This is a genomic window from Gordonia sp. AC31 (assembly GCF_031844505.1).
GTDB lineage: Bacteria > Actinomycetota > Actinomycetes > Mycobacteriales > Mycobacteriaceae > Gordonia > Gordonia hongkongensis.
Genome location: NZ_JAUZVK010000016.1, coordinates 86,935 through 102,623 on the forward strand (window position 1 = coordinate 86,935; position 15,689 = coordinate 102,623).

Consider the following 15,689-nt stretch of genomic DNA (forward strand, 5'->3'; position numbering starts at 1 on the left):
TGACCGGGGAGTCAACGGGCTCAGCAGTCGACGCCGACGACGCCGGTGACGCCGCACAGCACCTGACCGGTGCCGTCGAGGACCCGGCCAGGTACCTCCAGGACGTCGCCCGCGGTGCCGCCACCGCCGATGTTGCCACCGGTGCCGCCGCCCGAGCCGCCGCCGTTGCCCGGGGCGGGGACTTCCGGCTGGTTCGGGCTGGGTACCGACGGGGCACCGGGCGCCGAGGGGATCGACGGCGCCGCCGGAGCCGGACCCGGTGCGGGCGCGGGTGCCGGGCCGCCGGAGCCGGTTCCGGGCGCGGGGGCCGCGCCGGCCGGCGCACCGGCCGTGGTCCGCCGCGGCGCATCGGTTGCGGTACCCGGAGCCCGGGTTCCCGTACCGGTCACCGGTGCAGCGGTGGTGCCGGGACGCGCACCGGTCGCGGTGGTGCCCGGGGCGCCACCGGGGTTCTGCGTCGAGGTGGCCGTGGTGGTCGCCGCTCCCGCGGGTGGGGGCGTCGCCTCGCCGACCGAGCCGACGAGTCCGGTGCCGACGGAGAGTCCGGTTGCCGTGACGAGTGCCAGTGCGGCGGCGCCGACCGTGATGAGGGTGCCGCGCTTGCGGCGCGAGAACCGCGGTGCGGGCTCGGCGACCGGAGTGCTCGGAGCCGGGACGATCTCGCGGAGCGGCCGCTCCTCGGGCGCGGCCGCGACGAGGGCTGCTGTCGTGGCAGCGGCCGGAGCGATCGCCGCCCGGCGCGCGGCAAGCGTCGTGCCGGCCATCAGCGCACCGCCGGCTGCCGAGGCGGACGCGGGATCGGGGTCGAGCACGACCGGCAGACGCAGGGTCGAGGACAGCATCTCGGTGACGAGCGGAATCGCCGCACCGCCGCCTCCCAGCAAGACCGCGGTCACCCCGGCCGGTTTCATCCCGGGTGCCGCGTGCGCGCCCGACGAGTCGTGGCCGACGGCGGATGCGGAGACCGCTTCACGAACCAGCGCAACCACCTCGATGACCGGTGCGCGCAGCAGGTCCTCGATGTCGTTCCGGACCAGCCGCGCCTCGGTGCTCACCTGCCCGATCCGCACGTCGACGACGGTGTCGGTGTCCACCGACAGGGATTCCTTGGCCCGGCGACACTCCTCACGTAGCCGGTTCACGTCGTCGAGGATCGCGCCGCTCCGGACCGGGTCGGCCAGACCCGCGTCGACCTCGGCGTCGGCACCGGTCACCCGCAGGGTGTGCGCCAGCAGCAGGCGGTCGAACTCGTTGCCGCTCACGGTGTCCAGATGCAGCGGACGGCCGACCGGGGCCGGGTCGGAGCCGGTGGTCAGGACGGAGACGGTGAGCCCCGCGGCGCCGAGGTCGCAGACGACGACCGCGCCGTCGCCGAAGGCGCCCTCGGCGTGTTCGGCTGCAGCCAGGGTCGCCCGTGACTCGGTCACCCAGGTGATCGCGTCCGCCGGCACCGAGTCGGGGTGGGCGGCAAGTGCCGCCCGGGCCTCGTCGACGGCCTGATCGGACCAGTTGTCGGGGTGCACGACGGTCAGGTGCACGTCGTCGGACGGTGTCGAGTCGACGCTGTTCGTGCCGAGGTCGAGCCGGGCGACCAGCGCCGCGACCGCGTCGACGTAGAGGTCGGCGGCCGCGATCGTGCGGCCGTGGTCGTCGAGCATCGGGACCGGGTCGCCGACCCGTCCGAGGAAGTCGTCGGCATCCACCAGAGCGGACGTCTCGACCGAGACCGCGCCCTCCCAGGACTGTTCCGAGGCGGCTACCGCCACGCTGTTCGCGGTCCCGATCTTCACACCGATCCCGATGGCCATGACGCTCACTCCTGTTCGCACCTGCAGACGGTGGTCGGTGACGGTGCCGCGTCGTGCGGGCAATCCGTCGATGTCACGTGCCCCGGCCCCGGCGGCGCACTTCACCCAGTGTGTCGCGGACCGGCCCCCTGGTGTTAGCGCTGGCCGGGGATTAGGGGGAAAGTCCCGACCCCCCTATGCCGGCGGCGCCCGGACCCCGTCCCCCGGTCGAAATCCCCCTGGGGTCATGACCCACCCCCCGGTCGTCGGCAGGACTGGGGATTTACCCCGATGTCGTCGGGCCCCGAAGTCCATACGGTCGAACTCGACACGGGATCGAACTGCGATCTCCCCGACGCAAGGAACGACGCCATGGCGACCAACGCGGTACTCGACTTCATCCTCGGTCTGCTTCGCGACGAGGAATCCTTCAACGCCTACTGCGGCAACCCCCAGGCCGCGATCGATCGCGCCGGACTCACCGGCGTCACCCCCGCCGACATCTCCGCTGCCGCCCCGCTGGTCGCCGGAGGCGGTCTGGCCGCAGGCGGCGGCCTCGGTGCGATCATCGGTGCCGGCGGCGGGGCGGTCGGTGGCGGCGTGATCGGCGGCGGCGCGGTCGGTGGCGGCGTGATCGGCGGCGGTGGCGTCGGAGTCGGCCTGGGCGGCCTGGAGTTCGGCGACATCAACGTCGGCGGCGGAGACGTCAACCTCGGTGATGTGAACCTCGGCGGCATCGGTGGGCTCGAACTGGGCGACATCGACCTCGGTGGACTCGACCTGGGTGGACTCGACCTGGGTGGAATCGATCTGGGCGACATCGACTTCGGCGGTCTCCTCGGCGGCATCGGGCTGGGTGACATCGACCTCTCGGGCCTGTCCCTGGCCGATCTCGACCTCGGCGGTATCGCATTCGGTGATCTCGACCTCGCCGGCCAGCTGGCCGTCGCCCTGGGCGCGGCGCTGTCCGCTGGTCTGGGAGCCGGCGGCGCGATCGCCGCGCAGTTCGGTGCCGCCCTGGGAGCCGCGCTCGAGACGGTCGTCGACGGTGGCCTCGAGCTCGCCGCGGGCATCGGACCGGTCATCGCCGGAACGCTGGCCGGCGCGATCGGCGCCGAGGGCGCCCTGGTCGCCCAGCTCGGGGCTTCGCTCGACGCACTGCTGGCCGCAGGCGCCGACCTCGGGCTCGGACTCGGGGGCGGTGTCGCCGCGCAGCTGTCTGCGGCGCTCGGCCTGGGTGGCGAACTCGCCGGCTCGTTCGGTGCGACACTGGGCGGTCTGCTCGGCGCCACGATCGGCGCGGGCGGCGCACTCGGCGCCGACCTCGCGGCCGCGCTCGGCGCCGGTCTCGGTGCGGGCGGCGCACTCTCGGCGGTACTCACCGGCGCGCTCGGTCTCGGCGCCGAACTGTCCGGCGATCTGACCGCCGCTCTGACCTCCACTCTCGATGTCGCGGGTGACCTCTCGGCGACGCTGTCGGGTCTGCTCGACGCGCAGGCCATCGCCGACCTGTCCGGCGAACTCGGCGCCACCCTCAGCGGGGCTCTCAGCTCGACCCTGGCCGCGGGCGGCACCGCTGCCGCGTCCGTCGGCACCGCACTCGGCGTGGCCCTGACATCGACGGCCGCGGCCACCGGCGGACTGGTCCTGACCGGCGCGGCCGGCGCGAACGCCGTCCTCGGTGGCGCCCTGACCGCCGTCCTCGGTGTCGGCGGCGGCGCTCAGGCCGGACTCGCCGCGGCGCTCGAATCCGTCCTCGAAGCCGGCGGGATCGTCGACGTCGAGGCTTTGCTCGAAGCCGGCGGCGATCTCAGCACGACTCTCGCCGGCGCTCTGGCCGCCGGCCTCGAAGTCGGTGGCGAGGCCGCCGCCGGTCTCGGTGCCGCCCTGGGCGGCACGCTGGCCGCAGCCCTCGAAGGCGGCCTGGCCGCCGATCTGACTGCCGGACTCGGCGGCGCCCTCGAAACCGGTCTCGGTCTCGGCGGTGCCCTCGGAGCCGGTGTCGGCGGCGCCCTCGAAACGGGACTGGGACTCGGTGCCGGACTGGGCGCGGGTCTCGGTGGCGCGGTCGAGGGCGCTCTCGGCGGCGGCCTCGGGGTCGTGGGCGGCCTCGGCACCGAACTCGGAGCCGCGCTCAACGGACTGTTGTCGGCCGGCGCCGGCCTCGACACCGCGCTGAGCACCGTGCTCACCGGCGTCCTCGGTGCCGCCGCGGGCGCCGACCTGGGGGCCGCGCTGGGTGGCGCCCTCGAACTGGGCGGCGTCCTCGGCGCCGACCTCACGGGTCTGCTCGAGGGCGGACTGGCCACCGACCTGGCCGCGCAACTCGGCGCGATCGTCGGTGGCGGCGGTGAGCTCGCGGGCGAACTCGGCGCCACCCTGGGCGGGGTGCTTGGCGCAGCCGCAGGCGTCGAGGGCATCCTCGACGCCGCCGCGGGTGCCGGCCTGAACGTCGGCGAACTGCTGGCCGCGGACCTCGGCGGTGCACTCGGCGTCGACGGCGCCCTCATCACACAGCTGGGCGGGGCGCTGGACGCCGCACTCGACGCCGGCGCGGGACTGGGCCTGGTGACCGAGACCGCCGCCGACCTCGGCGGAACCCTCGAGGCCGTGCTGGCTGCGGGCGGGGATGTGGGTGCCGACCTCGGCGCGTCCCTCGGCGCCGTCCTCGGGACCGCGCTGAGCGGTGAGCTGGGTGGTTCGCTGGCCGGCCAGCTGGCCGGCGGGGCCGAACTCCCGGCAGCCCTCAGCACCGTTCTCAGCTCCGCACTCGACGTGGATCTGTCGGCCACCGACGGCCTCGTCGCGACCCTGGACTCGACCCTGGAGGCGACGGGTGGCCTGGGCGGGGCACTGACCGGCGAACTCGAGGCGATCGTCAACCCGAGCCTCATCCTCTCCCCCGAGGGCACCATCACCGTGGGCGGACCGCTCCTGGTCACCGAAACCCTCGGCGGCACAGTGGTCGACAGCCTCACCGGCAACCTGGGCGCGGGCACACTGGCCGGCCTGGGCACCGTCGCCGAGACCGGCACCGACCTGGTCGCCGGGCTGGACAGCACTCTGCAGGGCGGCCTGGAGGGGACCCTCGAGACCGGACTCGCCGGCCTGGGCGCCGGGAGCGGAGCGAGCGGGCTCGATCTCATCGGCGCCGGGAGCGGAGCGAGCGGGCTCGATCTCGGCGGCGCAACCGATCTGGGAGCCACTGCCGGTCCGGTTCTCGACGGCGCTCTCGGCGCCGGCGGGGACCTCGGCGGCGACCTCGGCCTCGGCGGCGACCTGGGCCTGGGCGGTGCGCTCGACACCGAGCTGCCCGCAGAGGTCACCTCCGAACTGACCACCGCTATCTCCGGCACGGCCGGCGGCGCAGTGGACGTGGTCGGCGACGCCGCGGGCTCACTCGAGACCGGGGTCGGCGGAACCCTCGACACGACCACCGACATCGTCGGTGGGGTGACCGGTGGTCTGACCGGCGGCGCAGGGGTCGGTGGTGGCGTCGACGCCGGCGGCGGTGCCGGCGCGGAAGGCGGCCTGGACCTGGGCGGCGTGACCGACACCGGCGCCGAACTCGGCGGCGCGGTGGACACCACCGTCGGCGGCGCGGTCGACTCGACCGTCGGCGGCGTGGCCGACACGACCGCCGACCTCACCGGCGGATTGACCGGCGGCCTCACCGGCGGCCTGACCGGTGGCCTCGGTGGCGACACGGACACCGGGATCGGCGTCAACACCCCGGACGCCGGACCCGACGCCGACTGACCTGGTCACGTCGGCAACCCGCCCCGGGACCGTCTCACGCTCCAGCATCCCTGGACGTGGGCCGGCCCCGGGGCGGTCCTCGTCCGGCCCCGCCCTCGCCCGGCGCGCTCGCACGCACCGCCCGACCGGGTGCGGAGCCCCGCCGATTTCGACCGGGCGGGCCGACTCACCGCTACCGTGAGGACACCATGACCACTCCACCCGCCGAACCACCTCGCGTCGGCCGGCACGCCGCCGATCGGGACGCACCTGATCCCGCCCCCACGCGGAAGGCAGCAGCCCCGACCGCACCGGCACACGCCGCTGCCCCGCCCCGGCCACCCGCCCCCGCGACGGCGGCACCGGCCCCGGCGACCCCGGCAGCGGCGACCCCCGCACGGACGCAGGCGCCGAGCACCATCGGCGACCTCCTGACCACGATGTCCGAGGTGGCCCGGGAGGCGGGCCGCAATGATCTCGTCAGCCGCCTCGACGGCGCGCGCACCCGGATCACCGACCCCCGCCTGCGGATCGTCGTGGTGGGTCAGCTGAAACAGGGCAAGAGCTCGTTCGTCAACGCACTGCTCAACCTGGACGTGTGCTCGGTCGGCGACGACGAGACGACCGCGGTGCCGACGGTCATCTCGCACGCCGCGCAACCGTCGGCCCATCTGATAGTCGACGGCCCGGCCGCCGACAACCGCATCCCGGTGCCGATGGACGCCATCGCCGGTATCACCCCCGACTCCCCGCTCGCCGGTGGCCGCGAGGTGCTCCGGCTCGAGATCGAGGCACCCGGCCCGTTGCTCGCCGACGGCCTCGTCCTCGTCGATACCCCCGGCGTCGGCGGCCACGGACACCCTTATGCCGCAGCGACTCTGGGCATGGTCGCGGCAGCCGACGCGGTACTCGTCGTGTCCGATGCCAGCCAGGAGTTCACCGCGCCGGAGATGTCTTTCCTCCAGCAGGTCGCCGGACTGTGCCCGACCATCGCGTGCCTCATCACGAAGACCGACCTGTACCCGCACTGGCGCGCCATCGTCGACGCCGACCGCACCCATCTGCAGACCGCGGGCCTCGACATCCCGTTGTTGCCGGTGTCGTCGGTTCTCCGCACCCACGCGCTGCGGCTCGGCGACGAAAAACTCAACGCGGAGGCCGGGTTCCTCGATCTGTACCGGTACCTGCGCGAGCGCGTGGTGTCCACCGCACGGCAGGCGACCCGCACGACCGTCGCGACCGATCTGCGGGTCGTCAGCGAACACCTCGCGCTCACCCTGGGCAGCGAACTCGCCGCTCTGCGCGACCCGCAGACCGCCGGCCGCGCCGTCGGCGCGCTCCGAGAGGCCAAGTCCGACGCCGAGGCCATGCGACGTCAGTCCGCTCAGTGGCAGCAGACGCTGGCCGACGGCATCGCCGACCTCGCGGCCGACATCGACCACGACCTGCGGGACCGTCTCCGCGCGGTGACCCGGGAAGCCGAACGGGCCATCGACGAGGGCGATCCGGGGGTCGACTGGGAACAGTTGAGCGAGTGGCTGGCCGATCAGACCGCCGCCGTCATCGGTGACAACTTCGTCTGGGCGCATGAACGATCGGTGTGGCTCGCCGAGCGGGTGGCCGACCACTTCGCGGCGGCCGGCCAGAACTCGCTGCCCGACATCGACGTCGCCGATCTGACCGGTGTCCTCGATTCCGTGGCCGAGCTCGCCGAACTCGACAGCGGCAGAGTCGGTCTCGCCCAGAAGCTGTTGATCGGCATGCGCGGGTCGTACGGCGGTGTGCTGATGTTCGGACTCATCTCGACGATGGTCGGCATGGCGCTCATCAACCCGGTGTCCGTGGGCGCCGGACTGCTCCTGGGCACCAAGGCGTACCGGGATGACAAGGAGGCGAAGGTCCTCGAACGCCGCGCCAAGGCGAAGGTCGCGGTGCGCGCGTTCACCGACGACGTCAGCTTCCAGGTCGGCAAGGAGTCCCGCGATCGGTTGCGCGTCATCCAGCGAGTCCTCCGCGATCACTTCACCTCGGTCGCCGAACAGACCGCACGCTCGATCTCGGAATCCCTCAGTGCCGCACAGTCTGCCGCGACCCTCGCCGATTCGGAGCGATCCGGGCGCGTCGCCGAACTCGAGTCCCGGCTCACCGCGGTCGCCGCGCTGCGCAAGGCGGCCGATCATCTCGACCCGGACGAGCCCGCTGCGAAGCTTCCGCGCCGATGACCGACATCGCCCGCGTCCGAGGGTTTCTCGACGCCACCCGCACCGCCCTCGCCGACGACCCGCACGCACAGGCCGAGCTCGACGTGTGCGCCCACCGGTTGTACCAACCGGTGCGGGTCGCCCTGGCCGGTTCGCTCAAAGCTGGCAAGTCGACGCTGCTGAATGCCCTTGTGGGACAGGACATCGCCCCCACCGATGCCACCGAGTGCACGCGGGTCGTCACCTGGTACCGCAACGGCCGGTCGCCGTCGGTCACCGCACACGTCGACGACGGTCGCGCGGTGGGCATCCCGGTCACCCGCATCGGCGGTCGACTGGGCTTCGATTTCGGGCGGCTCACCGCCGATCACGTCGACCGTCTGGACGTCGAGTGGCCCGCGCGTGCCCTGCAGTCGACGACCATCGTCGACACCCCGGGCACGGCGTCCTTGTCGACGGAGTTGTCCGCGTCGACAATCCGGCTCCTCACCCCCGACGACGGTCAGTCCGGCGTGGACGCCGTCGTCTACCTGTTGCGTTCACTGACCGCCACCGACACGACGATGCTGCGCCGCATCGGGTCGGCCATCGGCGGATCGTCGGGCCCGCTGGGTGTCATCGGCGTCGTCTCCCGCGCGGACGAGCTCGGTGCCGGCCGGATGGATGCGATGATCTCCGCGCACCAGATCGCCGGACGGTTCGCCGGCGAGCTCGAACGCACGGGCCTGTGCCAGGCGGTCGTGCCGGTGGCGGGACTGCTGGCACTGGCCGCCCGCACCATGCGGGAGGTCGAGTTCCGCGCGCTGGCACAGCTGGCCGCGACCCCGGCACCCGACCTCGAGGCGGCCTTGCTGACGATGGACCGGTTCTCCCGGCCGGACATCCTGCCCGACATACCCGCCGAGCTGCGGCGTTCGCTGGCCGAACGCTTCGGCGCCTTCGGCATCCGAATGGCGGTCACGCTCATCCGGTTCGGCGCGAGCTCCTCGTCGGCGCTGGCCGCCGAACTCGTCGAGCGCAGCGGACTCTCGGAGTTGAGCGCCATCATCGACACCCAGTTCGGGCAGCGCGCGGACCAGCTCAAGTCCCATTCGGCGCTGGTGACGATGGATCACCTCCTGGCCGCGTCATCGTCGGCGGGGGCGCGTGACGTCCGGGCCGCGGTTCGCCGGGAACTCGCGGACGTCCACGGTTTCCGAGAGCTGCGTCTGCTCGGCACCATCCGGGCCGGGGGCGTCGACCTCCCCGCTGACCAGACGGCCGAGATCACCCGGCTCATCGGCGGGTCGGGCATCGATCCCGCGGCCCGCCTCGGACTGCCCGCGACCGCCGACGTGTACACACTGCGGGACGCCGCGATCGACGCCGCGCGGACCTGGCGGGCACGTGCCGGCCACCCGCTCCTCGCGCCGGCCTCGGCGTCGGCATGTCAGGTCGCGGTGCGTAGTGCCGAGGGTATCGTCGCCCAACTCGGTGAGGCGGTCCGGAGCGGCGGCCAGGGTTTCAGCGCAGGGATGCCGTGACCGACCGGGTGTAGGACGCTCCGGTGGCGACGACCGCGACAAGCGCGGCCGCCGCCGGAACCCACTGGGCGACAACCGGCAAACCGGCGTCGGAGAGTGCTGTCGCGGACGGGTTGACCGTGAGATGGAAGGCCACAGCGCCCGCCACCGCGACGACGGCGCCGACCGTCAGGATGCTCCGGCCGGACCGTCGACTGTCCCAGAGTCGCGCGGACCCGTACAGCCCGAGGAGCACGACGACCAGTGCGATCGCCCCGCCCACCATCAACGAGATGTCCACGGCGCGTGCGGCATCGGTCCCGACGCCCGGATTGGTCCGGACGAGATCGGCGGCCAGGACGGACCGAATGTCGTTCAGCGACACCAGCGTCAGGCCGGCGGTCACCACGACCAGGGCCACCGACACCAACCAGCCGAGGATCACATAGCGAGTGACCGGAGAGCGCCCGACCGGCCGCTGCGGGCGCAGCGGCGTGACGGCGACGCGCGGGCGGGGAGGCGGAGAGCCGTCGGCGTTCGACATCCCTCGATGGTAGTTGCCTGCGCGTTCCGCTACCCCGAACCGGCGCAACCCCGGATCATCGTTCTCGAAGCCACCCCGCGACCACCGCGCACCGCTTGTTGAGCCGTCACCCACCGCTGGTTGAGCCGGCACCCACCGCTGGTTGAGCCGGCACCGAGCGCAGCGAGGAGCCGAGTCGAAGCCACCCGGCAACCACCACCGCACGTCCCCCGATCGGTGGACGTGCCATTCACCCCACCCATCACCCGGTCAGCGGAATCCCCCGACCACCCATCCCCGGCAGAGTCAGTGGTGTCACCAACACAACCCCCACACCACACCGGAGCCCACCATGAAAACCACCACCCGCATCGCCACCGCCACCCTCGGACTCGCCGCCGCCACCGGCATCGCCCTCGGCGCCGCCGGCGCAGCCCACGCCGGCACCCTCCCCATCACCCGACCCGGCGAACCCACCGTCGCCATGACCATCACCAACCACACCGACAAGCCCGAATACCTCCAAGGCGCCAACGCCGACGGCGGCCAATGGATCAACGCACCCCAACACATCCTCTACCCCGGAGCCACCGAAACAATCACCGCCACCGCACCCTTCACCAACCACCTCGACGTCAACGCCATCTACCGCATCGGCACCTTCGGCCCCACCGCCAACTACCAACTCACCAACCACCCCCACAACGTCAACACCGCCATGAGCAGCATCTGGGGACCCCACGCCCAGAACTACTGGATGAACAACCACATCGACACCGGATACCCCCAGGTCAACGTCGGCTTCGACCAGTGGTGACACACCGCGGACAAACGCAGAATGCGTCGTGGGTAACGGTTTCCGGTACCTACGACGCATTCTGTGTGGGTCGGACCTCAGGGGCCGGCGGTGGCCCCCGTCAGTGGTGGCGACGTCGCCAGCACTTCGTTCTCCTCATCGGTGAAAGTCCGTGCCCGCGAGAGGAAACGAACCCCTTCCGGTGCCTCGAGACTGAATCCGGCACCGCGGCCTTTCACGACGTCGAGGATCAACTGGGTGTGTTTCCACAGCTCGAACTGGTCACCGTTGATCCAGACCCGAACGGCCGGAATGGGTTCGGGTAATTCGATCTCGCCGACCAGCACGTCTCGCTGGCCCACTCGATACTCCCCGACCGGATAACACATCGGGGCCGAGCCGTCACAGCACCCACCGGACTGGTGGATCATGAGGCCGCCGTGCAGCTCCGACAACTTGGTCAGGAGCTGCACGGCGGAGTCTGTGGCGACCACGCGATCAGGAACACTCTGCTCGGCGGTCATCGTCAATCACCTTTCGTCTGCTCCCTGAGGTGCGAGGAGCGCGACCCCTCCGCTCCCTGAGGAGCGTTAGCGACGAGCCTCGAAGGGCTCGACGGGTCAGAAGAAACCCTTGGCGCTCTGAGCGTAACCGACCAGGAGGTTCTTGGTCTGCTGGTAGTGCTCGAGCATCATGAGGTGGTTCTCGCGACCGATACCGGACTGCTTGTAGCCGCCGAAGGCAGCGTGTGCCGGGTAGTCGTGGTAGGTGTTCGTCCACACCCGGCCGGCCTGGATCTCGCGGCCGGCCCGGTAGGCGGTCGCGCCGTCGCGGCTCCACACTCCGGCGCCGAGTCCGTAGAGGGTGTCGTTGGCGATGTGCATGGCGTCGGCGAAGTCCTTGAAGGTGGTGACCGCCAGAACCGGGCCGAAGATCTCTTCCTGGAAGATGCGCATCTTGTTGTTGCCCTGGAAGACAGTCGGTTTGATGTAGAAGCCCTCCGACAGGTCACCGCCGAGATCCGCCGCCTCGCCGCCGATCAGCACCTCGGCACCCTCGTCCTTGCCGATGGCGAGGTAGGAGGAGATCTTCTCGAACTGATCGTTCGAGGCCTGCGCGCCCATCATGGTGTCGGTGTCGAGGGGGTTGCCCTGCTTGATCTTTCCGACGCGGTCGACGGCCTTGGCGATGAACTCGTCGTAGATGTCCTGCTGGATCAGCGCGCGGCTGGGGCAGGTGCACACCTCGCCCTGGTTGAGCGCGAACATCGAGAAGCCTTCCAGCGCACGGTCGAGGAACCCGTCGTCGGCGGACATCACGTCGTTGAAGAAGATGTTGGGGCTCTTGCCACCGAGTTCGAGGGTGACCGGGATCAGGTTCTCCGACGCGTACTGCATGATGAGCCGGCCGGTGGTGGTCTCACCGGTGAACGCGATCTTGCGGATGCGGTTGCTCGAAGCGAGCGGCTTGCCCGCCTCGACGCCGAATCCGTTGACCACGTTGAGGACTCCGGCGGGGAGCAGGTCGCTGATGAGGCTGACCAGGTACAGGATCGACGCGGGCGTCTGCTCGGCGGGCTTGAGCACCACCGCGTTACCCGCGGCGAGGGCGGGTGCCAGCTTCCACACGGCCATCAGGATCGGGAAGTTCCAGGGGATGATCTGGCCGACGACGCCGAGCGGCTCGTGGAAGTGGTAGGCGACGGTGTCCTCGTCGACCTCGGAGATCGACCCCTCCTGGGCGCGCAGCGCGCCGGCGAAGTAGCGGAAGTGGTCGATGGCCAGCGGGAGGTCGGCGGCGAGGGTCTCGCGGACGGCCTTGCCGTTGTCCCAGGTCTCGGCGACGGCCAGCTTCTCGAGGTTCTCCTCCATGCGATCGGCGATGCGCAGCAGGGCGAGCGAGCGCTCGGCGACGGGGGTCTTGCCCCATCCGGGTGCGGCCTTGTGTGCGGCGTCGAGCGCGAGGTCGATGTCCTCGGCGGTCGAGCGGGCCACCTCACAGAACACCTTGCCGTCGACGGGCGATGGGTTCTCGAAGTACTGACCCTTCACCGGCGGGGTCCACTGTCCGCCGATCCAGTTGTCGTAACGCGACTCGTAGCTCATCACCGAGCCATCGGCACCCGGCTTTGCGAAGACGGTCATGGTTGCTCCTTGCGTGTGGGCCTCAGCTGAGGACGCTCTGCGGATGTCACACGGGACACCGAAGGCGTCCGTTGTGATCTGCTGCACACCTTAGGAGCGGGTTGGTTGCACGCGCGTTGCAACGTTGGCCACCTGCTGTTCACGCAGCTCAGACCGGTTACGCCCCGTACCTCTTGTCCAGGAGTCGGATGCGGCCGCCGACGACGGCCCGGTCGGGATCGCCCACGGGTAGGCGATGCTCGAGGCGGCGCCACGCGGCGAGGTCGTCACGACCGTGCGTCGATGACGTCCAGCGGCGCAACGCTGCGACGTCGCCGCCGGCGAAGAGACGCGACCGCAGGTCCTCGCGGAGTTCCTCGAAGATCTCGACGATCCCCGGTGCGGTCGATTCGGCGAGCAACCCGCCGCGGCCGAGGTCATCGACGACCGACGCGAGGTCCGAACCCGACGAGATGCGCGACCGGAGATCGTCGACGTCGGAGGTGAGGTCGAGTGTGAGCCGGTACGGCCGGCTCGCGACGACGTCGGCACCGAGGTCGCGGCGGAGTCGGGAGATCTCGGCCCGCACGGTGACCGGGTCGAGCCCGTCCTCGGCCAGCTTCAACGCGAGCTGTTCGGTGTTCAGACCTTCCGGAAACGCTTGCAGCAGAACGAGGATCTCGGCGTGCCGGCGCGACAGGGTGCGGGCGCCGGGCCCGTCGGCGGCGCGATGCCAGCGTCCCGGACCGTCACCGAGCACGGCGAGGTGGGCCGCGGCCCGCGGGCCCGGTGCCGGGTCGAAGGTGGCCGGGTCGGCGAGATCGACGGCGCCCGCCCGCAATTCGCGCTCGACAGCGGCGACGACCGACCGGACCGCCGCCAGCGCGAACGGCGCCGCGACCTCGCGCCCGCCGGTCACGTCGATGACACCGATCACGTGCCCGGTCAGCGGGTCGTGCACGGGCGCCGCCGCACAACTCCACTCCTGGACGGGTCCGGCGAAGTGTTCGGGGCCGACGACCTGCACGCCCCGATCGACGGCCAGCGCGAGCCCGGGCGCGTTGGTGCCCACAACCTCTTCGCTCCACACCGACCCCTCGACGAAGTTGATGTGGCCGGCCCGGTCGCGTGCGGCCGACTCGCCCTCGATCCACAGCAGGCGGCCTGCCTGGTCGGTCAGTGCGACGACGACCCCCGTGTCGGCGATGGCGTCGACCATCAGCGACTGCACCAGCGGCCGGACGGCGGTGATGGGGTGTGCGGCCCGGTAGGCGGCGAACTCCGCGGGCGACATCGCGGACGCCCGATCTCCGTCGAGGCCGGTCTCGCTCGGGTCGACCCCCCTGGTCAGCGACCTCGCCCACGAATCGCGGACGATCGAGCGGACCGCATCCGCCGGCGGGTTGCCGCCGGAGAGAAAGTCCTCGTATGCCCGGCGGATGCGCGTGGCCACCGAAGCCGCGTCTGTCATGCACCCCTCCGTCGATTGCCCGAGTCGATTGCCCGATATGTCGACGATTCTGCCTGCCTCGATGTGATCTCGGCAACAATCACCCAGCTCGGCGTCGCACTTCGCCGTTCCGGTCTACCCGAACCTTGCCGAGAACGTGCGCGGGGTCATACCGGTGACGGTCTTGAAGTCGCGGACGAAGTGCGCCTCGTCGGCGTAGGACAACTCCGCCGCCAGCGAGGCGAGCGTCCCCGACCGGTCGCGCAGCCGCTCGGCCGCCTCGTGGAGCCGTCGACGTTGGATGAGCCACTTCGGGGTGAGACCGAGACGACGCCGGGTCAGCCGCTGCAGGCTGCGTTCGGTGAGGTGGAATCGCTCGCAGATCTGCGCGACCGCGACGACCGACGAATCGGTTTCCACGTACTCCACGATCGCGTTGATCAGCCGGCCGTCGTCGTCGAGCGGGAGATACGACCGAAGCCAGTCCTCGACGCGGTCGGTCGCGGTCCGCTGGGTCGCCTCGACTCCGGGTTCGACGGCCATCACCGACCGCACCGACCGCTCGAGGTCGGTGCCCCGGTCGCCGAAGACCTCGGATAGTTCGGCATGCCGATCGGTCCATTTCCCGACGTCACCGGTCAGCACTCCCCCGGCGCCCGGCGTGAGCATCACCCCGACTGCCCAGCCGTCGCCGGTCAGCACCGTCTCCGACAACCCGGTCACCACGCCGTAGAAGCGGGCGTAGGTGTTGCTGACGACGATGAGGCAGACGGGGTACTGCAGGACGCGCTGCGGCGCCTCCGCCCCGGGCGGGACCCACCACACCGGCACCCAGAAGCGGCGCACCAGTTCGTCCAGATCGGGGCTCGGCGCCCACCGTCCGATGCGGAAGCTCGCGTCCGACGGGTCGATGAGGTGCGCGCGCTCGACGTCGTCGAGCCGCGCCGGATTGTCGGGTTTCATCAATCACCGTCCCGTGGTCTCGCGGTTGACTCTCATCATGACCGCAATCAACGACACCTCACCATTGCTCGACCACTACGTCCGCCTCGCCGACGGCTTCGCCACCGTCCTCGACGCCGCGCCCGCCGGCACGTGGACCGCGGACTCGCCGTGCGAGGGATGGACCGGACGCGACGTCGTCGGCCACGTCATCGACACCCAGCGCGAGTTCTTCTCCCGCCACGACATCGATGCCGGACCGGCACCCTCGCTCGACGACCCGGCCGCCGCCTGGCACACCCACCGCGACACCGTCGCCGGACTGCTCGCCGACCCGACCGTCGGCGAACGCACCTTCGACGGACACTTCGGACCGACGACGATCGGCGAGACCCTCATCCGCTTCTACGGTTTCGACATGGTCGCCCACCGCTGGGACATCGCCCGCGCAGCCGGTACCGACCATCGGTTCTCCGACGACGACCTGTCCGAGATGGAAGCCGCTGTCGACGGTTTCGGCGATGCGATCTACTCCGAAGGCGTGTGCCGCAAGGTCGAGATCCCGGCCGGCGCCGACCGTCAGACGACGCTTCTCGCGAAGTTGGGTCGCGTCGCGTCCTGACTCCC

Annotated in this window: 11 protein-coding genes; 5 read left to right on the plus strand and 6 right to left on the minus strand. The window is 71.4% G+C overall.

Features of this window, described 5'->3' with window-relative positions; translation table 11 throughout:
* Positions 1–20 precede the first annotated feature (20 nt).
* The gene (locus Q9R39_RS18330; protein ID WP_311277933.1) at positions 21–1,808 is read right to left on the minus strand and encodes an Hsp70 family protein; all 1,788 of its coding nucleotides are present in this window, start codon (positions 1,806–1,808) and stop codon (positions 21–23) included.
* Positions 1,809–2,159: 351 nt separating this feature from the next.
* Here Q9R39_RS18330 and Q9R39_RS18335 point away from each other — a divergent pair, with 351 nt between their 5' ends.
* The 3 genes from Q9R39_RS18335 to Q9R39_RS18345 all read left to right on the plus strand — a co-directional run bounded on the left by Q9R39_RS18335 (position 2,160) and on the right by Q9R39_RS18345 (position 9,249).
* On the plus strand, positions 2,160–5,546 hold the full coding sequence (locus Q9R39_RS18335) for an IniB N-terminal domain-containing protein (RefSeq protein ID WP_311277934.1): 3,387 nt from the start codon (positions 2,160–2,162) through the stop codon (positions 5,544–5,546).
* 188 nt (positions 5,547–5,734) lie between these two features.
* Positions 5,735–7,747, plus strand: coding sequence for a dynamin family protein (locus Q9R39_RS18340; protein ID WP_311277935.1), 2,013 nt, complete (start codon positions 5,735–5,737; stop codon positions 7,745–7,747).
* Positions 7,744–9,249, plus strand: coding sequence for a dynamin family protein (locus Q9R39_RS18345; RefSeq protein ID WP_311277936.1), 1,506 nt, complete (start codon positions 7,744–7,746; stop codon positions 9,247–9,249). Before Q9R39_RS18340 ends, Q9R39_RS18345 begins: the two co-directional genes overlap by 4 nt.
* Here the strand turns inward: Q9R39_RS18345 and Q9R39_RS18350 are convergent.
* A complete protein-coding gene (locus Q9R39_RS18350) occupies positions 9,230–9,772 on the minus strand; it encodes a hypothetical protein (protein ID WP_311277937.1) in 543 nt (180 codons plus the stop codon). The genes Q9R39_RS18345 and Q9R39_RS18350 overlap by 20 nt on opposite strands.
* Positions 9,773–10,103: 331 nt before the next feature.
* Here Q9R39_RS18350 and Q9R39_RS18355 point away from each other — a divergent pair, with 331 nt between their 5' ends.
* A complete protein-coding gene (locus Q9R39_RS18355) occupies positions 10,104–10,568 on the plus strand; it encodes a hypothetical protein (protein WP_311277938.1) in 465 nt (154 codons plus the stop codon).
* 77 nt (positions 10,569–10,645) lie between these two features.
* Here the strand turns inward: Q9R39_RS18355 and Q9R39_RS18360 are convergent, their stop codons facing one another.
* From Q9R39_RS18360 to Q9R39_RS18375, 4 genes are all read right to left on the minus strand, one after another.
* Positions 10,646–11,071 carry a DUF779 domain-containing protein gene (locus tag Q9R39_RS18360; protein WP_078111934.1) on the minus strand — a complete coding sequence of 142 codons (426 nt, stop codon included), beginning with the start codon at positions 11,069–11,071 and terminating at the stop codon, positions 10,646–10,648.
* 96 nt (positions 11,072–11,167) lie between these two features.
* Complete coding sequence (gene adh, locus Q9R39_RS18365) at positions 11,168–12,691, minus strand: aldehyde dehydrogenase (RefSeq protein ID WP_058253391.1); 1,524 nt, start codon at positions 12,689–12,691, stop codon at positions 11,168–11,170.
* A gap of 157 nt (positions 12,692–12,848) precedes the next feature.
* Positions 12,849–14,141, minus strand: coding sequence for a GAF domain-containing protein (locus tag Q9R39_RS18370; protein ID WP_078111935.1), 1,293 nt, complete (start codon positions 14,139–14,141; stop codon positions 12,849–12,851).
* A gap of 114 nt (positions 14,142–14,255) precedes the next feature.
* On the minus strand, positions 14,256–15,083 hold the full coding sequence (locus tag Q9R39_RS18375) for an AraC family transcriptional regulator (protein WP_078111936.1): 828 nt from the start codon (positions 15,081–15,083) through the stop codon (positions 14,256–14,258).
* A gap of 37 nt (positions 15,084–15,120) precedes the next feature.
* Here Q9R39_RS18375 and Q9R39_RS18380 point away from each other — a divergent pair, with 37 nt between their 5' ends.
* Positions 15,121–15,684, plus strand: coding sequence for a maleylpyruvate isomerase family mycothiol-dependent enzyme (locus Q9R39_RS18380; protein ID WP_078111998.1), 564 nt, complete (start codon positions 15,121–15,123; stop codon positions 15,682–15,684).
* Positions 15,685–15,689 lie beyond the last annotated feature (5 nt).